21 protein-coding genes are annotated in these 20881 nt (G+C 68.3%); 9 read left to right on the plus strand and 12 right to left on the minus strand.

Features of this window, described 5'->3' with window-relative positions; translation table 11 throughout:
• The first annotated feature begins 29 nt into the window (after positions 1–29).
• Positions 30–971, plus strand: coding sequence for a LysR family transcriptional regulator (locus NE2_RS05170; protein ID WP_063024335.1), 942 nt, complete (start codon positions 30–32; stop codon positions 969–971).
• A gap of 4 nt (positions 972–975) precedes the next feature.
• Here the strand turns inward: NE2_RS05170 and NE2_RS05175 are convergent, their stop codons facing one another.
• The 4 genes from NE2_RS05175 to NE2_RS05190 are packed head-to-tail and all read right to left on the minus strand — an operon-like array spanning position 976 to position 3031.
• A complete protein-coding gene (locus NE2_RS05175) occupies positions 976–1518 on the minus strand; it encodes a hypothetical protein (RefSeq protein WP_030516979.1) in 543 nt (180 codons plus the stop codon).
• Positions 1519–1567: 49 nt separating this feature from the next.
• The gene (locus NE2_RS05180) at positions 1568–1975 is read right to left on the minus strand and encodes a hypothetical protein (RefSeq protein ID WP_036508401.1); all 408 of its coding nucleotides are present in this window, start codon (positions 1973–1975) and stop codon (positions 1568–1570) included.
• Positions 1972–2244 (minus strand): hypothetical protein, encoded by a 273-nt coding sequence (locus NE2_RS05185; protein WP_030516981.1) that lies wholly within the window; start codon positions 2242–2244, stop codon positions 1972–1974. The genes NE2_RS05180 and NE2_RS05185 overlap by 4 nt, the downstream gene beginning before the upstream one ends.
• 40 nt (positions 2245–2284) lie before the next feature.
• Positions 2285–3031, minus strand: coding sequence for an SCO6745 family protein (locus NE2_RS05190; protein ID WP_063024337.1), 747 nt, complete (start codon positions 3029–3031; stop codon positions 2285–2287).
• A gap of 384 nt (positions 3032–3415) precedes the next feature.
• On the opposite strand from NE2_RS05190, the gene NE2_RS05195 reads away from it, so the two are divergent.
• Both NE2_RS05195 and NE2_RS05200 read left to right on the plus strand, forming a co-directional pair.
• Positions 3416–5686 (plus strand): serine/threonine-protein kinase, encoded by a 2271-nt coding sequence (locus NE2_RS05195; protein WP_063024338.1) that lies wholly within the window; start codon positions 3416–3418, stop codon positions 5684–5686.
• 42 nt (positions 5687–5728) lie between these two features.
• Entirely contained in the window at positions 5729–6439 is a 711-nt protein-coding gene (locus tag NE2_RS05200; RefSeq protein WP_063024340.1) for a metal-dependent hydrolase, read from the plus strand.
• Here NE2_RS05200 and NE2_RS05205 read toward each other — a convergent pair.
• Positions 6377–7249: a helix-turn-helix domain-containing protein gene (locus NE2_RS05205; protein WP_063024342.1), complete on the minus strand. Its 873-nt coding sequence runs from the start codon at positions 7247–7249 to the stop codon at positions 6377–6379. The genes NE2_RS05200 and NE2_RS05205 overlap by 63 nt on opposite strands.
• A 101-nt stretch (positions 7250–7350) precedes the next feature.
• On the opposite strand from NE2_RS05205, the gene NE2_RS05210 reads away from it, so the two are divergent.
• Positions 7351–8070, plus strand: coding sequence for an SDR family oxidoreductase (locus tag NE2_RS05210; RefSeq protein WP_063024344.1), 720 nt, complete (start codon positions 7351–7353; stop codon positions 8068–8070).
• 99 nt (positions 8071–8169) lie between these two features.
• Here the strand turns inward: NE2_RS05210 and NE2_RS05215 are convergent, their stop codons facing one another.
• The 4 genes from NE2_RS05215 to NE2_RS05230 all read right to left on the minus strand — a co-directional run bounded on the left by NE2_RS05215 (position 8170) and on the right by NE2_RS05230 (position 10971).
• Positions 8170–8661: a peptidylprolyl isomerase gene (locus NE2_RS05215; RefSeq protein ID WP_030516987.1), complete on the minus strand. Its 492-nt coding sequence runs from the start codon at positions 8659–8661 to the stop codon at positions 8170–8172.
• A gap of 251 nt (positions 8662–8912) precedes the next feature.
• On the minus strand, positions 8913–9299 hold the full coding sequence (gene gloA2 / locus NE2_RS05220) for an SMU1112c/YaeR family gloxylase I-like metalloprotein (RefSeq protein WP_063024346.1): 387 nt from the start codon (positions 9297–9299) through the stop codon (positions 8913–8915).
• A 176-nt stretch (positions 9300–9475) separates the two neighbouring features.
• Positions 9476–10345 (minus strand): fructosamine kinase family protein, encoded by an 870-nt coding sequence (locus NE2_RS05225; protein WP_063024348.1) that lies wholly within the window; start codon positions 10343–10345, stop codon positions 9476–9478.
• Positions 10342–10971 (minus strand): TetR/AcrR family transcriptional regulator, encoded by a 630-nt coding sequence (locus NE2_RS05230; RefSeq protein WP_063024349.1) that lies wholly within the window; start codon positions 10969–10971, stop codon positions 10342–10344. The genes NE2_RS05225 and NE2_RS05230 overlap by 4 nt, the downstream gene beginning before the upstream one ends.
• 336 nt (positions 10972–11307) lie before the next feature.
• Between NE2_RS05230 and NE2_RS05235 the strand changes: the two genes are divergently transcribed.
• From NE2_RS05235 to NE2_RS05245, 3 genes are all read left to right on the plus strand, one after another.
• A complete protein-coding gene (locus NE2_RS05235) occupies positions 11308–12015 on the plus strand; it encodes a DUF8020 domain-containing protein (protein WP_063024350.1) in 708 nt (235 codons plus the stop codon).
• Between the two features lie 207 nt (positions 12016–12222).
• On the plus strand, positions 12223–14883 hold the full coding sequence (locus tag NE2_RS05240) for an excinuclease ABC subunit UvrA (protein ID WP_167356703.1): 2661 nt from the start codon (positions 12223–12225) through the stop codon (positions 14881–14883).
• Between the two features lie 116 nt (positions 14884–14999).
• Positions 15000–15920, plus strand: coding sequence for an SDR family oxidoreductase (locus NE2_RS05245; RefSeq protein WP_218018560.1), 921 nt, complete (start codon positions 15000–15002; stop codon positions 15918–15920).
• Between the two features lie 77 nt (positions 15921–15997).
• Here the strand turns inward: NE2_RS05245 and NE2_RS05250 are convergent, their stop codons facing one another.
• Positions 15998–16636, minus strand: coding sequence for a TetR/AcrR family transcriptional regulator (locus NE2_RS05250; RefSeq protein ID WP_063909277.1), 639 nt, complete (start codon positions 16634–16636; stop codon positions 15998–16000).
• A gap of 163 nt (positions 16637–16799) precedes the next feature.
• On the opposite strand from NE2_RS05250, the gene NE2_RS05255 reads away from it, so the two are divergent.
• The gene (locus tag NE2_RS05255) at positions 16800–18353 is read left to right on the plus strand and encodes an AMP-binding protein (RefSeq protein WP_063024612.1); all 1554 of its coding nucleotides are present in this window, start codon (positions 16800–16802) and stop codon (positions 18351–18353) included.
• A gap of 23 nt (positions 18354–18376) precedes the next feature.
• Here NE2_RS05255 and NE2_RS05260 read toward each other — a convergent pair whose 3' ends face one another.
• Positions 18377–18877, minus strand: coding sequence for a TspO/MBR family protein (locus NE2_RS05260; RefSeq protein ID WP_063024352.1), 501 nt, complete (start codon positions 18875–18877; stop codon positions 18377–18379).
• A gap of 408 nt (positions 18878–19285) precedes the next feature.
• On the opposite strand from NE2_RS05260, the gene NE2_RS05265 reads away from it, so the two are divergent.
• A complete protein-coding gene (locus NE2_RS05265; RefSeq protein WP_063024353.1) occupies positions 19286–20122 on the plus strand; it encodes a glycosyltransferase family 2 protein in 837 nt (278 codons plus the stop codon).
• Between the two features lie 18 nt (positions 20123–20140).
• Here the strand turns inward: NE2_RS05265 and NE2_RS05270 are convergent, their stop codons facing one another.
• Positions 20141–20527 carry a DUF1304 domain-containing protein gene (locus NE2_RS05270; RefSeq protein ID WP_063024354.1) on the minus strand — a complete coding sequence of 129 codons (387 nt, stop codon included), beginning with the start codon at positions 20525–20527 and terminating at the stop codon, positions 20141–20143.
• Positions 20528–20881 lie beyond the last annotated feature (354 nt).

Consider the following 20881-nt stretch of genomic DNA (forward strand, 5'->3'; position numbering starts at 1 on the left):
GCCCGGCATATCTGGTATGCCGGACAGTCATGGATCTGTCACCGGCCGGACTGCGGGTGCTGGCCGAGGTCGCCGAACGCGGCTCGTTCACCGCCGCGGCCCCGGCCCTCGGCTACACCCAATCCGGCATCTCACGCCAAGCCGCGGCCCTCGAACGCGAGGCCGGCAAACCGCTGTTCGAACGCCACCGCACCGGCGTCCACCTCACCCCCGCCGGACTCACCCTGCTACGCCACGCACGCGTCGTCCTCGACGCCCTGGACGCGGCACGACGCGACCTCGACGGCGGCGACGTCACCCAACAGGTGCGGCTGGGCAGCCTCATCAGCGCGGGCGTGGTCCTCGTACCCACCGCGCTGGCCGCGCTGCGCCGTACCCATCCCGGCCTGGACGTGTCCACCCGCGAGGGCACCACTCCGGCGCTGGTCCGCGCGATCCGCGCCGGCAGCCTGGATCTCGCCGTGATCACCTCTCGCCCGCCGCACCGGCCACCCGACACCGACCTACCGCGCCTGATCGTCGAACAACTCACCGACGTCGAACTGCTCGTCGCAGCGCCCGCCACCGGCCGCTTCGCCGGCCGCGCCACCGTAACCGTCGACGAACTCCTCGACGCCCCCTGGATCGCGAGCCCCGCCGCCACCACCGAACCCCTGCTGGGAGTGTGGCCCGGCCTGCCCGGCCGCCCCCACATCGCCCACCGCGCCCGCGACTGGCTCGCCAAACTCGCCCTCGTCGCCGCCGGCTGCGGCGTCACCACCATCCCCTCGGGCCTGTTCCCGGTACTGCCGCCGGAGGTGATCACGCTGCGGGTGCTCACCGGCACCCACGACCGCGCCGCCACCGAACTGCGCCGCCTGTCGCTGATCCGCCCACCCGCCGCACTCACCCCCGCGGTCGCCGCCGTCATCGACGCATTGCGGAGCGCCGCAACACCTTTCGCCCCCGCTACCGCCCGGGCGCCGGGCTAGCGGGTCACCAGATCAGGGTCCGCTCGGGCACCCGCACACACGCGAAGAACCGTTTGCCGATATCGCTGCCGTCGTGGTTGTAGGCGTTCATGATCTCGGCCAGCTCGTCGGCCAGCTCCTGCAACGCCGGGCTCGGGTTGTCGATGCCGCAATCACTGACCCAGCCCCACTCCCGCGGCACGCCCTCGATGGTGACGATGATCTTGCCGACGTACGGCGTCGCGACCGAGTAGGAGATCTCGATGGGAGCGTCCCGGATCGGCGAACGTTCGGCGAGCTCCGCACGATGTTGCGGCATGCTGAATATCTGCGCGAAAACGATGTCCTGACTGATCATTTCGGCAATGCTCGCCAACGTGGCGTGCCGGCCGACCCGGTGATAGCGGGGACCGTAATCACGATCGCCCCGCGGTCCCGCCGCCTGCGGATGCTTGGCCAGGATGCGGTCGAGCATGCGCTGGGCGGCCTCGCGTTCGGCGGCACCGGTCGCGGGATGGTCGATCAGCTGGCGCAGCCGGGAAATCCGGGGGCTCAGGGCCGTTGACATGGTCGCGGTCCTCTCCTCGTCGTCGCACGGCAGCCGCGGCCGCGGTCGGTCAGGGCAGCGGATCGACCAGCACCTGATGGTCGATGCGTCGCAACATATCCGGCCGAGCGGTCAAACACGGCCAATTGCGAGAGACCGCCTCACTGGCGGCGTGTCCGGCGGCCACCAGCCCATCGGCATCGGAACGTCCGGCCAGCAACGCCGCCACCCGGGAGGCCGCGCCGGTGTCCAGTCCGGTCACCACGGTGTGCGGCAGCTCCAGCAACACCGCGAGAATATCGAGCCGATCCGGCCGGATCAGCGCCTGCCCCGCCGCCGCCACCGCCGCGGGTACCACGATGGTATGACCGGCCTCGGCCGTCGCCCACGCCACCGCGTGCACATACGGCAGCCGCCGCGTCCAGCCCACCACGGCGGCGGTGTCGAACACCACGCCGCCCAGTGCGGCCGGGCTCACGCGGCGCCGGCGCTTCGCCGATCCAGATCCTCCGCCGACAGCGGCGGCAGGCCCTGCACACGCCGGGCCTGATTCACCAGCTCGAGCGGCGGCACGCCACCGAAACTGGACTCGATGGCATCCAGCGAAATATCGCGATCCATCCGATCCCGCAGCGCGGCCGACACGTAGGCGGACAGATTGTCGATCCGCCCCGACGCCTTCCAGCGCTCCAAGGTGGACACATCATCTTTGGGGACCGAGATCGTCACCTTCTTCGTCTCCGCCATACCGACAGCTTACGGCAGTATGGCGCCCGGCCGGCAGCGACTACCGCGCGAAGACCGTGGCCTGCGCTCCGCGCAACAGCTCGACCAGCTCCTTGCCCGCGGTGTCGTCCAGCTCCGCGAAGGCCGGGGCGATCAGCTCGTCGGTCAGCGCCTCGGCCGCATCCCAGCGCTGCCGCATCTCCGAGCTCACCTCGGTGGTGTCGACCCGCTCACCCCACCCGAACAGCCGCGCCTGGGTGGGCCCGTCGGTACGCGGCGAGCCACCGATCAGCACCGCCTCGAACGGCGACAGCCCACTGGCCCGCACCGCCATCAGATGCAGACCGCCCCGCAGCTCACGCAGACAATGGATCAACTGCAACACCCGACCGGCGGCATCGTCGGCGAGCGGCAACGCCCGCCAGCCCGCGAACAGGCTCACCCCCGCAACATCGGCGGCATCGGACACCACCCGCAGCAATTCGGCCAACCGGTCGCAGCCGTCGAATCCGGCGAGTTTGCGGCGACCGAAACCCTGGCACGCCGCCAGATATCCGGCCGCGGCCTGCGCGGGCGCCATCTCCACCGAATCCCAGGCCGCCCGAACGGTTTCCGGCTCGAAGAACCCGAACGCCGCGGTCACCACATCGGCATCCACCTCGCCGAGCACCCCGCCGCGGCCGCGCGTATACGGGCCGATGAAGCCGTCCACGCCGGTGCCGGCACCGAATGCCTTGGCCTCGCGGGAGAACATGAACGCGCCCCCGATGGTCTGGATCTCGGATTTCACCGCGGCCGGCACCGACACGGCGGACCCCTTTCGACGAGAGCGACCGATCCGGCCACTCGGCTCCTTCGACAATCCCCCGGAGCCTATCTCGCTTCAATCCACTAATGCCAGCGCCGGGCCGCAATCCACCGCCCCCGCGAACAACCCCCGAGCTAATCCACCATCGCACCGCGGGACCCCGCCCGCCCACGCGACGACGCCGCGACCACCCCGGCCGGCGAACCCGCCGACCCGGCCCCGGCGATATTCCCCCGCCGCAGCCGACCGGCTTCCCAGCACCGCACGGTACGCACGAAATCCCGTATAACGTAACGGCATCGGCACGTTCCCCAGAATTCATGGGAGGATTCACCTATTCTCGGGTCCGGGCCCGGGTACCACCGATTTCGAAGCGAGCGAGGGATGACCGACAACCTCGGCGCGACCGCACCCGACCCCGGTGCCGACCGCGCCACCGCAACGCAGACCGCGCTGACGTCGCTCGTCGCCCGCTTCGCCCAGCAATGGCAAACCTCCGGCGAACCCCCCGATCTGTCGGCCCACCTGCCCGCCGAACCCGCGCTGCGCCGCTCCGCACTCATCGAACTCATCAAGGTCGACCTGCACGAACGCTGGCAACGCGACACCGACGCACCGCGACTGGCCGACTACCGCGAACAATTCCCCGAACTCGCCGCCGCGCCCCTGCCCCCCGACCTGGTCTACGAAGAGATCAACGCCCGCAGCCGCCGCGACCACCACGCCGTCGACCTCGGCGAATACGAACAGGACTACCCCATCCAGATGGCCCGCATCACCGAAGGATTCGAGGACCTACCCCCCTCGGCACCCGGACTGCGCACCACCATGCTCGCCGACCCCACCGCCCTCGACGCACTCGACACCATCAACCCCGGCGCCACCGTCGACGACTTCGACCTGCTGCTCCCCCTCGGCCAAGGCGCGTTCGCCCGCGTCTTCCTCGCCCGCCAACGCTCCATGGGACGCCTCGTCGCCGTCAAGATCTCCCACGACCGCGGCAGCGAACCACAAACCCTCGCCCAACTCGACCACGACCACATCGTGCGCGTCTTCGACCAGCGCCAGATCACCGACCAGCGCCTCAAACTCATGTACATGCAGTACGTGCCCGGCGGCACCCTGCTCGGCGTCCTGCGCATGCTGCGCCGCACCCCACTCGCCCAGCGCGACGGCACCCTCCTGCTCGAAGCCATCGACGCCGCCACCACCACCGGCGGCGTCCTCGAACCCCAGCCCTCGCCCACCCGATCCGAACTCGCCCGGCTCAGCTGGCCCGAAACCGTCGCCTGGCTCGGCAGCCGCCTCGCCGCCGCCCTCGACTACGCCAACCACCGCGGCATCCTGCACCGCGACCTCAAACCCGCCAACGTGCTCCTCACCGCCGACGGCCAACCCAAACTCGCCGACTTCAACATCAGCTTCAGCCGCCACCTGCCCGGCGCCAACCCCGTCGCCTACTTCGGCGGCTCCCTGCCCTACATGGCCCCCGAACAACTCGAGGCCTGCCACCCCAACCTCGACACCACCGCCGCCGACCTGGACACCCGCGCCGACCTCTACGCCCTCGCCGTCGTGCTGTGGGAACTGCTCACCGGCCGCCTCCCCTTCGACGACGGCCACGACGCCGGCGAAACCGAAGAATCCCTGCAAGCCATGATCGACCGGCGCCGCACACCCATCGCCGACCACTTCGAAGCCGACCTCCCACCCGACACCCCCGCCCTGCTGCGCCACGCCCTGCTCACCTGCCTCGCACCCGACCCCGCGGACCGCTACGCCACCGGCGCCGACCTCGCCCAGCAACTCGACCTCAGCCAGGACCGCGCCGCCCGCGACCTCGTCGACCCGCCCACCCACAGCCTGCGCGCCCGCCTGCGCATGCGCCCCATGCCCGTCGTCACCCTCTCCAGCCTGCTCGGCCACCTGCTCGCCGGGCTCTACCTCGGCTCCCACAACCTGCGACTCATCCGCGACGCCCTCGGCGCCGACGCCGCCCACCAGATGGTGCGCCTGGGCATCGTCATGATCGCCATCGCCTACCCGATCGCCATCGCCGCCCTCATGTACTGGTGCCGCTCGGTGTTCGTGGTACCCAACGGATTACGCCGCGGCAGACAATTCGACGCCGCCACCCTCGCCCGCGCCCGCGCCGACACCCTCGCCTGCGGCGACCGCATCGCCGTGGCCACCTTCGCGGGATGGCTTGCCGCACTGGGCGTCTTCCTCGTCAAACTGCACACCCTCGGCGGCGTACCCGCCGGTATCACCACCAGCCTCATCGCCTGCAACCTCGTCGCCGCCTGCGTCGCCGTCGTCTACACCTACTTCCCCGTCACCTACTTCGTCCTGCGCTGGTACTACCCGGGCCTGGTCGCCGCCGGCGGCACCACCCCCGCCGACGCCGCCATGCTGCGCCGCATGGTGCACCGCAGCCGCATCTACCTCGGCGTCGCCGCCTGCGTCCCACTCATCGGCGTCCCCGCCGGCCTCGTATTCCTCACCCCCGACCAACAGCAGACCGTCATCGGCCCCATCGTCGGGCTCTGTGTCGGAGGGCTTTTCGCCTTCCTCATCACCCTGCGCACCTTCTACCTACTCGAATCCGACCTCAACGCCCTCGACCGCATCCTCGACCCCCACCCCCACTCCTGACCGGCTGCGGCCACCCGACCAAGATCGTCTAATCTCGAGGCGGTGCTAGGACATTCACATGCGACCAGTGGTGCGCTCGCGTGGGCGGGAGCCGCTGCCGCGCTACCACTTTCGATTCTCACCTTCCCCGCCGCGCAGATCGGCCACCTCGGCACGGTCGACCTGCTCATGGGAACGTTCCTCACCGCCGGCGCCGCCCTGCTGCCCGACGCCGACCACCCCAGCGGAACCATCTCGCATGCGCTCGGACCGATCACGCACACCGCCTGCAAGATCATCTCCACCGTCTCCGGCGGGCACCGCCACGCCACCCACTCCCTGGCCTTCGTCGCAGCCGTCACCTACGGCACCTGGGCCGGCGAACACTGGGTCGGCCGCTGGTTCACCCTCGGCCTGGTCTTCTTCCTGCTCGCCCTCGCCGTGCGCGCCCTCAACCTGTGCCCGCCGGGCGAAGGACTGCGCTCCTACACCACCATCGCCGTCCTCGCCGTCGCCGGCACCTTCGCCATGGACCAGTGGATCTCCGACAAACCTTCCTGGCTGCCCTTCTCCGTCGGCCTCGGCGCCCTCGCCCACCTCATCGGCGACTGCCTCACCGACCGCGGCTGCAGGCTGTTCTGGCCACTCGACATCCGCACCCGCATCCCGATCATCGACCGCACCGGCAACAAGGTCGAAACCTGGGTGATCTCACCACTGTTCGTGCTCGGCACCCTCGCCGCGCTCTGGTACGTCATCACCCACCAGCCCTAACAGCGTCACCGCGTCGCGGTCCGGGCTGCCCGGCTCGGCCTGGAACGCGACGAACCGCTGCCCGTCGGCCGCGGTCAGAATCTCCGAGGTCAACTCCATCCGGCCCACCGCCGGATGCCGGAACATCCGCCGCGTACCGCGCTTGGCCCGCACATCGTAATGCGCCCACAACGCCTCGAAATCCGCGGTCGCCGCGCACAATTCGGCCGTCAGCGCCGCCAGCTCCACCGGATGCGATCCCGCGCCCTGCACCACCCGCAGATGCGCCACACAATCGCGCGCCATCCCCGTCCAATCCTCGAACACCGTCCGCGCCGCCGAATGCGTGAACACGTACCGAATCAGATTGCGGCGCCTCGGCTCCCACTGCTCGATACCCCACAGCAACCGCAACCCCTCCGGATTCGCCGCCAGCAGGTTGCTCACCTGATCCAGGACGAAAGCCGGTGTGGGACGCACCGATTCGAGCAGCAACACCATGCCCCGCCCAGCCACCTCCACCGGCGCCGGAGCGGCGGCCGAGCCCACACCCGCCAGCCGCGCCACCCGGTACAGATGAGCCGCCTCGTCGGCATTCAGCAGCAATGCCGAGGCCAGCGCCGCCAGCACCTCCGGGCTCGGATTGCGGTCGCGGCCCTGTTCCAGCCGGATGTAATAGTCCACGCTCAGCCCCGCCAGCGCAGCGACCTCCTCGCGGCGCAGGCCCGCCGTCTGCCGCCGCCGCGTCCCCGGCGGCAGACCCACCTCCGACGGCTGCACCCGCGCGCGGCGCGCACGCAGGAACTCTCCCAGGGCACGACGATCACTCACTCATCCAGTGTGCCCGCTTCCCAGCCACGCCGGGGTAGCCCCGCCAGGACCAGGCCACAGCCGGTCTCCCCGCCGCGCTCGCCACGCCGCACGGTGGATGCATGACCGACACCCCCCACACCCTCGTCATCGGCGGCAGCTCCGGTATGGGACTCGCCCTAGCCCAACGACTACTGGCAGCCGGACATCGAATCACCATCGCCGCCCGCGACACCGACCGCCTCACCGCTGCGACCGCACACCTCGGATATCCCGATCAGGTCCGCTCACAGCGCGTCGACATCGCCGAAGAAGCCTCCATCGCAGCACTTTTCGACACCATCGGTACGGTCGATCACGTCGTCGTCACCGCCGCCGACATGCGCCACGGATACGGCCCGCTCACCGAGCTGCCCGCACGCGACGCGCGAACCGTCCTCGACATCAAAGTGCTCGGGCCGTGGCTGGCCGCCAAATACGCGGCAGACCGGGTCCGTAACTCCATCACCGTCACCTCCGGAATCGCGGCCTACCGACCGGCACCCGGCGGCTCGGTCGTCGCCACCGCCAATGCCGCTCTGGAGGGCCTGGTCCGAGCGCTGGCCCTGGAATTGGCGCCGATCCGAGTCAACGCCGTCTCCCCCGGCTGGGTCGACACCCCTATCTGGGACGACTTCGCCGGCCCCGACAAACACGCCCGCCTCGCCGCGATGGCCGCCCGACTGCCCGCCGGCCGCGTCGGCCGTCCCGCCGATATCGCGGCCGCGTTCCATGCCGTCCTCGACAACGACTTCATGACCGGCGAAGTCCTGCACGTCGAAGGCGGACACCGGCTGGTCTGACGAACCACCCCGCACATGGCGGCGCCCCGCACCACCGGCCATCGGCACCGCTACCGCGGTGCTGAACGGACGGGATATGCGGGGCGCGCGCCCTGCCGATCAGGCCAGCTGAGCCGAGACGATCGTGATCGGCTCGACCGGCACATCCTGATGCCCGGCCTTGGAGCCCGTGCGGACACCCTCGATCGAATCCACGACGGCGTTACCGTCGACGACCCGCCCGAAGACCGCGTAGCCCCAGCCGTCCTGACCCGGGTAGTTCAGGAAGTCGTTGTCGGCGGTGTTGATGAAGAACTGGGCACTGGCCGAATGCGGATCCGCCGTACGCGCCATCGCGACGGTGTACTTGTCGTTGCGCAGCCCGTTCTTGGCCTCGTTCTGCACCCGGTTGGGCGCCGGCTTCTGCTGCATATCGGCGGTCAGGCCGCCGCCCTGCACCATGAAACCCGGAATCACACGGTGGAAGATCGTCCCGTCGTAGTGGCCGGACTTGACGTAGTCCACGAAGTTCGCGACCGTTTGCGGCGCCTTCGTCTCGTCCAATTCGAGGGTGATGTCCCCGGCTGATGTGTTGAGCAACACTGTGGTCATCCGGTCATCGTATGGCAGCCGCCTGCACCCGGCGGACAACCCCTCATCTCGGGCGTACGGAGAGACCTTCTTCGTCGTGTGCAGTCTTTTGTTTCTGCTGCGTGAGCTGGCAGTCTGCGGCGCGCGCTCTTCGAGAGAATACATGTTTAGATGCGCATATCTCCATCACATATTGTTTTGTGGTGCCGCAACGCCGGCCGCCATCTCCTCGAGCGCCGGCGCATTCGACCGCGAGGACGGCCGAAACGGATTCAGGCCTCGTACAACTCCAGCGGCAAGTCGTCCGGGTCGAAGAAGAAACCGAAACGGCGACCGGTGAATTCGTCGACACGGACCTCCTCCACGGCCACTCCCCTCCCCCGCAGCTCCGCCAGGCCCGCGGCGACGTCTTCGACGACGAAGGCGAGATGGCGCAACCCGCACGCCTCGGGCCGCGACGGCCGCGTCGGCGGATCCGGGAACGAGAAGAGCTCCAGTTGGGCGCCGTCCGGCAGTGCGAGATCGAGCTTCCACGAACGCCGTTCGACCCGGTAGTGCTCCGCCACCACCCGCAGCCCGAGCACCTCGGTATAGAACGTTTTCGATCGCTGATAGTCCGACACGATGATCGCCGCGTGGTGAATCCTCCGCAACTCCATCGCCTGACCGTAGCCAGTTCTCGAGGCTGCGGTTGTAGACGGTCAGCAGCGTGTGTCGACGACATACGACATGCCGACTTCACATGCCTAGATGCGCATACATCCATAGCAGTATGTTTATTGCCGCCGGCCCCGGTTCACCGGCCGCCTCGGAAGAGGCTGCCGCGCACAGGCTTTCACAGTGCGGACAGTGCCTCTTCCGCGGCCGCGATGGCTTGTCCTCGGTATCCCCCGCCGAACAGCACGACATGCACCAGTAACGGATACAGCTGATGCAGTGCCACACGCTGCTCCACGCCGGGGGCGGGAGGGAAGCGCTCTCGATAGGCCCCCAGAATGTGGTCGAGACAGGGCGCGCCGAACAGCCGCAACATGGCCAGGTCCGTCTCGCGATGACCGCCGTGGGCGGCCGGGTCGACGAGCCGCACACCGCGCTCGGTCCACACCACATTGCCCGCCCACAGATCGCCGTGAATGCGGCACGGCGGCTCCGCTGGGCCGGCCAGATCGCCGATCCCGTCGATCACCCGCTCGACGAGCCGAGTTCCGTCGCGTCCCAGAACGGATGCGGCGGCGGACAACAGCGGTTGCAGTCGATACCGGGCATACCAGGGCCCCCACTCCCCCGCGACCATCGCGTTGTCTTGCGGGACCGTGGCGATACAGCCCGCCCATGGCGCGCCGTACCGGTCGACGGTGTGCGCGTGCAGTTCGGCAAGCGCCGCACCGAATCGCTCTGCGGCAGCACGGCTGGGCGTCACCGAACTCAACCACGGCAATACCAGAGTGCGCTCGTCGGCGGCCAATACCTGCGGGATCAGGTCCGCGGCGTCGGCCTCGCGCAACCAGCGCAGGCCCGCGGCCTCGGCGGTCAAGGCATGGTCCGCGGTCGACCCTGGTTCGCCCACAGCACTTTTCACGAAGGCATCGCGGCCGTCGGCGAGCTGCACGCGATACAAGGTCCAGGCATGCCCGCGTCCGGCGGTGCGCTCGGACACCACCGGTACGCCCAGCAAGGACTCCAGATGTGTCGACAGCTCGCTCATGAGCCGTAGACCGTCTGCCAGATCGCGCGGCCCAGCGCTCGGGCCAACTGTTCGTCGTCCACCGGATTGCCGGCCGCGAAGGTGAAGTCGATGGCACGCTCGACCATGCAGGTCAGGGCGATGGCGGTGGCTTCGACCTCCAGATCGGCGGAAATCCGTCCCGCCGCGCGTTCCCGATCCAACCGGCCGCGAACGAGTTCGGTGAAGCGCTGGACCCGCTTCTGCCAGTAGTGGCCCACATCGCGGTCGTAACCCGCCACCTCGGTGAGCGCGCGCAGGACGCGATGGTGTGCCCGGGTGCCTGCGATCATCAGCCGCATGGCCGTGACGACCCCCGCCTCTCCATCGAGATGGTCTGCGGCCCACCACAGTTCGGCCGTACGGAACTGATCGTCGGTGGCGAGGTCGGCCATCCGGATCAGCAGCCGGCTCTTGTCGGGGAAATAGCGATAGAAGGTGGAGCGGGCGATGTCGGCCTCGGCGGCGATCCGGGCCACCGGAAGTTCGGTGTAGGTGACACCGGTATCCAGCAGCCGGTCCACAGCGGAGAGCACCCGCCGCTCCACCGCATCGCGCCGTTCGTCGCGCTCACGAGACCGCGAGCCGGGGCGGGTCAGCGACGCCATATCGTGGGTTCGTCGAGGACGGCCATAGGCACATTGTCGCTCGAGTCACGAGACAACGCAGGTGACCACCGGAGGAAATCGCCGGAAGATGGGGGCGTCATCCTGGGAAAAGTCTGTGATAACAGCCACAAACGGCAGTTCAGCCGAGTTTCGCTCCATTGCCAGCCTCGCAAGAAAGCATCACTCGCACTGAAGGTTTCAGTTGTGCTGCCGACGGCGCTGCGGACGGGGTGAACAGGAACTGAATGAATGAACTCCAGGCGTTCACTATCCGTTAGCTGGCCTGGTCTGTGATTCCTTCGTCCCTGAACCACTCCGTCTCGAGGTTCCGCAAAAATGATGATGAGGAAATTCGCCGCGACCGCCGCCATGCTGGTCGCCGCCGTCGGCGTCGCGGCCGGTACCGCGAACGCCGACCCCGCCGCCCCCGCGGCGCCCGAGAGCGTCTACTACAAGGCCAGCGTCGTCGACAACGACAAAGCCGTGATCAAGACCGACGGTGGCTCGATCGTCAACGAGAACGGCATGCTGGAGATCAAGGCCGCCAACGGCGCCGTGCTCGCCGGCACCCCGCTGAACTTCCGGGTCGACGACTTCGAGTTCCCGATCGCCGCCGACATCTCCGGCAATACCGCCACCCTGACCCCGCAGTACGACGTGGCGCACGCGGTCTACAAGCCGGTCGCCCTCCCCTTCGAGGACTCGGCTCCGTGGAAGACCCCCTACGACCGTGAGACCGCCGCGTTCAACCGCCTGAAGGACACCATCTCCACCGGTGCCACCATCGGCACGCTGGCCGGTGGTATCGGCGGCGCGGTCATCGGCTGTGTCGCGGGCGCCGCTATCGGTCTCGCCGCGACCGGTGCGCTGCTCGCCCTGTTCGGCGCCGGCCCGCTGGGCGGCTGTGTCGCCGGTGCTGCCGCCGTCGGCTTCCTGGGTGTGCTCGCCGGCCAGATCTTCGTGACCGCTCCGGTCGCGATCGGCGCCGCGATCCAGTACTTCGCCACCACCACCGCCCCGTTCAAGCCGGCACCGAGCAAGTAACAAGTTAATCCGCTGCCGGACTATGCGACGGTGCCCTCACAGCGTTTGCTGTGAGGGCACCGTCGTCATTGCCGAGGCGGTGTTTCCATTTACACATCGGTGCAGGCGAGTTGCAGGATAAAGGCAGCCGGACGCGGGTATCCGGCACAGATCGAAGCACCACTTTTTCGGCACCGGATCGATCCCGTCAACGTGAGGCCAGGTGTAATGGCAGGTTCTCCCGCGAAGCGAACGGCCGTTAGGAACCCGCCGATCGCCGTTCCCGACCGCGTCCAAGTGCGCGGCGCGCGGGAGCACAATCTCGCCGACGTCGATGTCGACTTACCCCGCGATGCGCTGGTCGTGTTCACCGGTGTTTCGGGCTCGGGGAAATCGTCGCTGGCTTTCGGTACGTTGTTCGCGGAGTCCCAGCGCCGATATCTGGAGTCGGTGGCCCCGTACGCGCGCCGCCTCATCGATCAGGTGGGCGTACCCGACGTCGATTCGATCGAGGGGATGCCGCCGGCGGTCGCCCTGCAGCAACACCGCGCCGGCGGTAGTGCCCGATCCTCGGTCGGCAGTGTGACGACGTTGTCGAGCCTGGTCCGCATGCTGTATTCGCGGGCCGGAAACTACCCCGCGAAACAACCGATGCTCTACGCCGAGGACTTCTCACCGAACACCGTCCAAGGCGCCTGCCCCACCTGTCACGGAATCGGCCGGGTGTACGAGGTACCCGAGAAACTGATGGTGCCCGACCCGTCGGTGACGATCCGGGACCGGGCGATCGCCTCCTGGCCACCGGCCTGGCACGGCCAGAACCTCCGCGACATCCTGGTCTCACTCGGATACGACGTCGACCGGCCGTGGCGAGATCTGCCGAAGAAGGACCGCGACTGGATCCTCTACACCGACGAGCATCCCACGGTGCCGGTGTACGCGGGCTTCACTCCGGCGCAGACGCGGCGCGCGCTGAAACAGCAGATGGAGCCCAGCTACCAGGGCACGTTCACCGGCGCGCGCCGGTACGTCCTCGACACCTTCGCGAACACCAAGAGCGCCTCGGTGAAGAAGCGGGTGTCTCGGTTCATCAGCGGCGCGGTGTGCCCCACCTGCGACGGCAAACTTCTCAAACCGGAAGCCCTGTCGGTGACGTTCGAAGGGCTCGACATCGCCGAATTCTCCGCACTTCCCTTGGGCCGCCTCGCCGAACTGTTGTCGTCGGTACTCGCCGAGAACTGGCACCCGACCGGAACCGGCTCCGACGCCGTACTCGACGAGACGACCCGCCGAGCGGCGGTCGACAAGCGTGTCGCGGCCGGCGGCTCGGCACACGATGCGGCCCCGGACGTGCGCAGCACGCCGAACATGTCGGTCGAAAAACGCGCTGCCGCACAGCGTTTGGTCGCCGAACTGCTGGAACGGCTGCGGCCGGTCACCGATCTGGGCCTGGGCTATCTGTCTTTGGACCGCAGCACACCGACCCTGTCGTCCGGCGAGTTGCAGCGCGTGCGGCTGGCGACGCAACTGTCCTCGCAGCTCTTCGGTGTCGTGTACGTCCTCGACGAACCGTCGGCAGGGCTGCACCCGCGCGACCGCGACGCCCTGCTGGTCATCCTGGAGGGTCTGAAGCGCCGCGGCAACAGCGTTTTCGTCGTCGAGCATTCACTCGACATCGTTCGCGCCGCCGACTGGCTGATCGATCTCGGGCCCGGCGCCGGCGAGAACGGCGGCCGGATTCTGCACAGCGGACCGCCCGAAGGCTTGGCGGAGGTCGGTGAGTCGGCGACCCGTCGCTACCTGTTCGGTCACGAACGGCCCGCACCTCGGCCGCCGCGGCGCGCGGAGGAATGGGTGCGACTGAAGAAGGTGCGCCGCAACAATTTACGCGACGTGTCGGTGTCGTTTCCGCTACAGTGCCTGACCGCTGTCACAGGCGTGTCCGGGTCCGGGAAGTCGAGCCTGGTCAGTCAGGCGCTACCGGCTCTCATCGGTGAGTACCTGGGGCATCCGGTCGGCGCGCCCGCCGACGACACCGGAGACGATGTGCTGCTGTCGGACGACTCGCAAGCCGTCGACGGCACGATCGTCGGCAGAGTCGGCGATCTTCGCCGGGTGGTGTGCATCGATCAGAAACCGATCGGGCGCACTCCCCGATCGAACGTCGCGACCTACACCGGAATGTTCGACCACATCCGCCGCCGTTTCGCGGCCACACCGAAGGCGCGTCGCCGGCGCTACAACGCGGGCCGATTCTCGTTCAACGTCGCCTCCGGGCGGTGCCCGACCTGTGAGGGCGAAGGCTGGGTGATGGTCGAATTGCTCTTTCTGCCCAGCGTTTACACTCCGTGCCCGGACTGCCACGGCACCCGCTATCAAGCGAGCACTCTCGAAATCACCTGGCACGGCCGCAATATCGCCGAGGTCCTGGAGATGAGCGTCGACGAGGCGCGGGCATTCTTCGACGGTGACACCGACATCCTCCGCTCACTGACCGTGTTGGACGACGTCGGGCTCGGCTACCTCCGGCTGGGGCAGCCGGCGACCGAACTGTCCGGCGGCGAGGCCCAACGGGTCAAACTCGCCACCGAACTGCAGCGCGCCCATCGCGGCGACGCCCTGTACCTCCTCGACGAACCCACCTCGGGCCTGCATCCTGCCGATACCGACCGGCTGATGCTGCATCTGCAGAAACTGGTGGACGCGGGCAATACGGTCGTGGTCGCCGAACTGGACATGCGCGTGGTGGTCCAGGCGGACCATGTCATCGACCTCGGGCCCGGCGCCGGCAACGAGGGCGGTCGCATCGTCACCACCGGCACCCCGGCCGAGGCGGCCGCCGATCCGCGCAGCGCCACCGCTCCCTACCTCGCGGCGGCGCTGCGCTGACACCACCTCGGAACCGCGGACGAGCCGATCAGCGTGACTCCGGTCGCGGCCGAGCCAGGTGAAAGTCACTGTCTGCGTTCGGATTCTTGTCGGTGGCTCCCGGTAACGTCCGGCATGTGAACCAACCCCGCACCGGAACAGAGCCCTCGGCGCCGTTTCCGGCCTTGTCGCCGCAATCCGGCCGTCCGGTGCTGATCACGGGCGCATCGGGCAGAATCGGCTCGGGCGTGGTGGCCGCGTTGCTCGCGGCGGGTGCACCCGTTCGCGCGGCCTACCGGGATCCCGCACGCACCGCCGCGATGAGGGAATCCGGCCACGACGCGGTCACCGTCGACTACACGCGGCCTGCCACCCTGCCCGCCGCGATGGCGGGCGTCGGCACCCTCTTCCTGGTCACCGCCACTACCGCGACGCAGACTCGGGACGAACTCGCCCTGGTCGAAGAGGCGTACAGAGCCGGCGTCGAACGGGTCGTCAAGGTGTCTTTGTGGCGGGCCGACGAACGCCTCACTCCCCTCGCCGACCTGCATCGGCCGGTGGAAGAGGCCATCGAGCGCTCCGGATTGCGGTGGACCTTCTTGCGGCCGAACTTCTTCATGCAGAACTTCGCGCAGATGGCGGCGGCGATCGCTGAGCACGGAGTGATCGCGCGCCCGGGAGGTTCGGCGCCCATCAGCTACGTCGACGCCCGTGACGTTGCCGGTGTCGCCGCACATGTCCTCACCACCGGCGGTCACGACGGCCGGATCTATGCCCTCACCGGTCCCCGTGCTCTCACCTACGACGAGGTGGCCGACGTCTTCTCCGATGTTCTGCGCAAGCCCGTGCGCTACCACGCACAAAGCGCGACGGAGGCACGTGACGGGCTGCTCGCCGCCGGTGTTCCGACATTCATGGCAGAAGCCTTGGTCCGGGTGAGCACCGTGTATGGCGACGGCGGAGCCGATTCGGTCCTATCCACCGTTACAGACCTGACCGGTGACGCGCCGAGAACCTTCGAACAGTTCGTTCGCGACCATCGCCGGATCTTCGGATAACTGATCCCCAACGAATCTCGAATCCTTCGGCGGCACAACAGGTTCGACACCACCGGCAACGTCGGGCGCCGCACATTTCAGACAACAACCCGGTACTCGTGATCGCGATGCGGGGTGCCGGGAGCGGGGCGGCCGAGCATGGTGGCGGCAGCGGCGCACCAGTACTCGAGCAGTATCGGGTCGCCGTGGCCGCGGCGAATCGGGGCGCTGAAGGCCAGGCCGCGGGCGACCTCGACCGTCAACATCGACACCTTGGGATAGTCGGGATGGGCGGCCAGCTCCGCGCCGAACAATTCGGCCAGTTGCTCACGCAGCCGGCCGCCGATGCGCTCCACGACCGGAACCAGGGTCTCGTGCAGCGTGCGATTGGTGCGAGCCGCCGCCCACAACTCCATCTCGGCCAGAAAATCCGGGCCCGAGAACAGTTCTCGCACCGCGACGATGGCGGCGGTCAAGCGATCCCCGGGCGGTTCGGCGCGAAACTTCGCGATCATCTCCTCGGCCCGCGCGGCGCGCCGGGCGACGAGTTCCTCGACCGTCGCGGCCAGCAGATCCTCCCGGGTCCGGAACTGGTGCAGCATCGATCCGCGAGACAGCCCGCTGGTCTCCTGCACGGCACGGGTGGTCAGGGCGGTGTATCCGCCGGTCGTCAGCAGCGTGATCGCCGCGTCGATCACCGCCGCGCGAGCGCGTTCTCCTCGTGTTCGGTCCGGCACGGTCGCTTCCTATCGGCTTCGGGGCATTGACAGGTGTGAACTGAATCACTCATCATGCTACTAGTCCAAGTGGACTAGTTCTGTCGAACGGGCTACTTCCGTCCTCGTGACGAGACCCCGGAAGCGAAAGGGCGATCAGTTGGCCACCAGCACCGAGGCGCATATGCACATCAGCCGAACCGGCACCGACACGCCGGAACTGCTCCGAGATTTCGTCACCGGATGGGCGGCCGAACGGCCCGATGGGATCGCGATCGACTACGGCGATCAGCGCTGGACCTGGGCACAGTGGAACGACCGCATCGACCGCGCCGCCCGCAGTCTGGCCGCCGCCGGAATCGGCCCTGGTGACCGCATCGGTTTCCTGGACAAGAACCATCCGGCCGGGCTCGAGTTGCTGTTCGCGGCGGCCGCACTGGGCGCCGGGCTCGCCATCTTCAACTGGCGCCTGGCGGGCGACGAACTCGCGTACGTCCTCGACGACAGCGAGGCGCGAATTCTGTTCTCGGGCAGCGAATTCCGTATGGCTGCCGAGAAGGCATGTGGCGCGGCGCACCGGCTGGAGCGCATCGTCACCATCGACGACGAGTACGAGGACTTCCTCGCCGCCGCGAGCGGTGATGCCGAACTCGGCACGGCGGCAACGGAATCGGATGTCGCGCTGGTGATCTACAGCTCCGGCACCACCGGCCGGCCCAAAGGCGTACTGCTGAGCCAGCGCGCACTCGTCGCTCACACCGCCTGCGTCGGAACCAAGTTCCCGTTCACCGACGGCGACCGGAATCTGGTCGCGATGCCGATGTTCCACGTCGGCGGCGTCTGCTACGCACTGTTCGGCATCCGCGCGGGCGTACACAGCATCATGACGCGCGAACCCACACCCGCCGCGCTGATCACCGCACTGCTGGCCGGGGCGACGCACACCTTTTTCGTGCCGCCGGTGATCGCCGGATTCCTCGCCGCGGGCGATTCGGCCGTCGACGCGTTGTCGCAGCTGCGCTACCTCGGCTACGGCGCCGCACCCATGCCGCTCCCCCTCCTGCGCCGAGCCCTCGACGCCCTCCCCGACGTGCGCTTCGTCCAGGTCTACGGACAAACCGAGGTGTCCGGCGTGGCCACCACGCTGGACCCCGGCGACCATCGCGGGCCGAATGCGGACCGGCGCCTGCTGTCGGCAGGACGGCCGGTACCCGGCGTCACTGTCCGCATCGCCGACATCACCACCGGCGCTGAGGTTCCCGTCGGCGAGGAGGGTGAAATCTGGTTGCACACCGACCAGCGCATGACCGGATATCTGAACCGCCCCGACGCCACCGCGGAGACGATCGTGGACGGCTGGGTCCGCACCGGCGATATCGGCCGGGTCGACTCCGACGGCTACCTCTACGTCGAGGACCGGCTCAAGGACATGATCATCACCGGCGGCGAGAACGTGTACGGACCCGAGGTCGAGCGTGTCCTGCTGGCACATCCCTCCGTCACCGACGCGGCGATCATCGGGGTACCCGACGACGTCTGGGGCGAATCGGTGCTCGCGATCCTCGTCTCCGACGGCGACGCAGACGATATCCAGCGGTTCTGCCGCGAACATCTGGCCGGATACAAATGCCCCAAGCAATTCCGTTTCGTCGACACGCTGCCTCGCAATGCCAGCGGCAAAATCCTCAAACGCGAACTGCGAGCGCCCTACTGGGCCGATCACGACCGAAAGATCTGAGGTCCCTGAGCTCCCGGTGCGTCTCACCCCGCGCGGTTCCGACGCCAGAGGGCACCGCTCAACACGGTCGCGAAGCCGCACCACGCCGGATAGGCGGCCAGCAGGAGGCCGGCGCGGTCCACCGCGGCCGTGCGGCGAGTGAGATCGGCACTGCTCAGCGTCAGGGCGGCCGCCACGGCCGTGGCGGCGCCGAGACGGTGCGCGCGGAAGAACACCCAGCTCCAGCTCGCATTGAGAGCCAGGTTGAGCAGCAGGGCGTTGCGGAGGCGTCGCTGCTGGGCCGGATCGGCGCGGGTGAGCGCTCGGGCCGTCGTGGCGGCGATATCGACGTAGAGGGTTGTCCACGCGACCGGGAAGACCGCGGGTGGCGGCTGGAAGGGTGGCTTCTCCAGGCGCTGATACCACTGCGAGCTGGTCGTGGTCGCCGCCGAGCCGGCTGTCGCGGCGGCGGCGGTGGCCGGGAAGGTCCACCACGATTGTTTCCACCGGGTCGAATCCGTCCGCCGCGTGCGCGTTCCGATCACGGGAGACTCCTTTCGTCGCGGGGCGGGTGCTTGCGGCCGAGCAGCGGCCGGCCGGCAAGGCCCGAAGAGCTGTCACGCGAGGGTTCCGCGCCCAGGGCGGCCGGCAGCGCGGTCGGTCCCCTGCTCGGCCTACCCATACTTCGCTGCCGATAACAGGAAACCGGTGTTAACGGGTGATTCGCCCATCTATCGGGTACCGATTCGACACGAGCCGAATCGCGCCACCGGAGCGCGCCGATTCTTCTCTCGACCACTGGACCGATCGAGGTGAAACCGCACCTATCCGGCATTCCCGCGCCGGACCACCGAAATGCAAGTGGCCCAACGCCTTATCCCTTATGGTTGCCCGAAGCTAGCGCGCGCTTCTTGCAGGTTCTCTCAACATCCCTCACAGCACGGAGATGATTGATGATCTTGTCGGTTGTAGTTCCCGCTCTCAACGAAGCCCCTGTCATCGAGGAAACACTGTCGCGGCTCGTCGCCCAGGACGCGGTCGACGAAGTGATCGTCGTGGACAACGGCAGCGACGACGGCACCCCGCACATCGTCGAACAATTCGCCGCCGCCCATCCGAAGGTGCAGCTGATCCACGAACCGGCCCGCGGCATACCGGCGGCGCGCAACGCCGGATTCGACAAGGCGCGCGGCGATGTCATCGCCCGCACCGACGCCGACACGCTCGTCGCCGACGACTGGGCGGCCACCATTCGCGACCACCTCGCCGCCCATCCGGATACCGCAGCGCTGACCGGTCTGTGCACCTACCACGACTCCCCGATCGGCTTCTTCCTCGAATTCGGGCAGCGCCTGCTGCTGCGGCTGGGCAAGGTCGGCGGGCAGGTGGCGAACATGTACGGACCGAACATGGCCCTGCGGCGTACGGCCTGGCACCAGGTCCGGCCCGATGTGCAGACCCGCGCGGACATCGCCGAGGATCTCGACCTGGCGCTGTGCCTGATGACGCGCGGTCTGCGCATCCACCAGCTGCCCACCATGCGCGCCCGGACATCGTCACGTCGACGGCGCACCACCCCGCACCACCACTGGAAGTTCCACCACATCGGGGTGCGCACCCTCGAACACCACGGCCTGCGCGTCCCACCGCAGCATCGCCTGATCATCGTGGGCGCCTGCATATCCCACACCCTGCAGTGGCCGATTTACCGCTTCTGGGATTTTCACGCCCGCCGGTTCACTCTGCGCCCGGGCGCCGCGCGCATCTCCGCCACGGGAGCCACCGACTGATCCGGGCCGGGTGTCGCGTTACACCAGGCCGATCGCCAGAACGATCACGCCGAGCAGCGGCGGCACGAGTTGTTTGAGGGCCGCACTCGCCTTGTCGGGGCTGGACAGAAGCAGGACCAGGCCGGCGGCGGTCATCGAACCGGCGCCGGTGAAGACCAGGGTGGCGCCGATCGTCTTCTCGCCCACCGCGAAGAAGACGGTGCCGGCGACCACGCAGACGGCCAGGAACAGGTTGTAGAAGCCCTGATTGAACGCCAGCATTCTGGTCGTCTCCGCCTCGGCCGCCGAGGAGACTCCGAAGATGGCTCGTGTCTTCGGACTCGTCCACGCCACCGATTCGAGATAGAAGATGTAGATGTGAATCACGGCCGCGAGGCACGCGAGGATGAGACCTGCTGTCGTCACCGAACACCTCCGTGAACGTCGTCGCGCGATATAACCACGCGGCGGACGGAACGTGTCGGCGACACGTCGGAATGTTGCGGTGGACACCCCCGGCCAGATCTGCGAATGCGCCGCAACGCGGGCTTCGACGTGCCCTCACCTGCCGAACACCCCTCAGCGCATGCGATTTCGCGCACCGGACGACGCGTGCCGCGGCGGCGCCGTTGCGGGGTCCCGGTGCGCCCCGGCCGACGCGTGTCCCGGCGAGTCGCAGCGGCCGTTACACTCGGTGACCTTGCGAGGTTGAGACCACAGCCGCGCGCGGCACCGCGAACTACGCCGAGTATCGCGGTGTTCGTCATGCGCGAATGTGCC

The organism is Nocardia elegans NBRC 108235, assembly GCF_001612845.1.
In the GTDB taxonomy this organism is placed as follows: Bacteria; Actinomycetota; Actinomycetes; order Mycobacteriales; family Mycobacteriaceae; genus Nocardia; species Nocardia nova.

Bases quoted from the DNA above. Each gene is read 5' to 3' on its own strand.
- NE2_RS05170 (WP_063024335.1), top strand. From the start codon at position 30: ATGGATCTGTCACCGGCCGGACTGCGGGTGCTGGCCGAGGTCGCCGAA.
- NE2_RS05175 (WP_030516979.1), bottom strand. From the start codon at position 1,518: ATGTCAACGGCCCTGAGCCCCCGGATTTCCCGGCTGCGCCAGCTGATC.
- NE2_RS05185 (WP_030516981.1), bottom strand. From the start codon at position 2,244: ATGGCGGAGACGAAGAAGGTGACGATCTCGGTCCCCAAAGATGATGTG.
- NE2_RS05195 (WP_063024338.1), top strand. From the start codon at position 3,416: ATGACCGACAACCTCGGCGCGACCGCACCCGACCCCGGTGCCGACCGC.
- NE2_RS05210 (WP_063024344.1), top strand. From the start codon at position 7,351: ATGACCGACACCCCCCACACCCTCGTCATCGGCGGCAGCTCCGGTATG.
- NE2_RS05215 (WP_030516987.1), bottom strand. From the start codon at position 8,661: ATGACCACAGTGTTGCTCAACACATCAGCCGGGGACATCACCCTCGAA.
- gloA2 (WP_063024346.1), bottom strand. From the start codon at position 9,299: ATGGAGTTGCGGAGGATTCACCACGCGGCGATCATCGTGTCGGACTAT.
- NE2_RS05225 (WP_063024348.1), bottom strand. From the start codon at position 10,345: ATGAGCGAGCTGTCGACACATCTGGAGTCCTTGCTGGGCGTACCGGTG.
- NE2_RS05230 (WP_063024349.1), bottom strand. From the start codon at position 10,971: ATGGCGTCGCTGACCCGCCCCGGCTCGCGGTCTCGTGAGCGCGACGAA.
- NE2_RS05235 (WP_063024350.1), top strand. From the start codon at position 11,308: ATGATGATGAGGAAATTCGCCGCGACCGCCGCCATGCTGGTCGCCGCC.
- NE2_RS05240 (WP_167356703.1), top strand. From the start codon at position 12,223: ATGGCAGGTTCTCCCGCGAAGCGAACGGCCGTTAGGAACCCGCCGATC.
- NE2_RS05255 (WP_063024612.1), top strand. From the start codon at position 16,800: ATGCACATCAGCCGAACCGGCACCGACACGCCGGAACTGCTCCGAGAT.
- NE2_RS05265 (WP_063024353.1), top strand. From the start codon at position 19,286: ATGATCTTGTCGGTTGTAGTTCCCGCTCTCAACGAAGCCCCTGTCATC.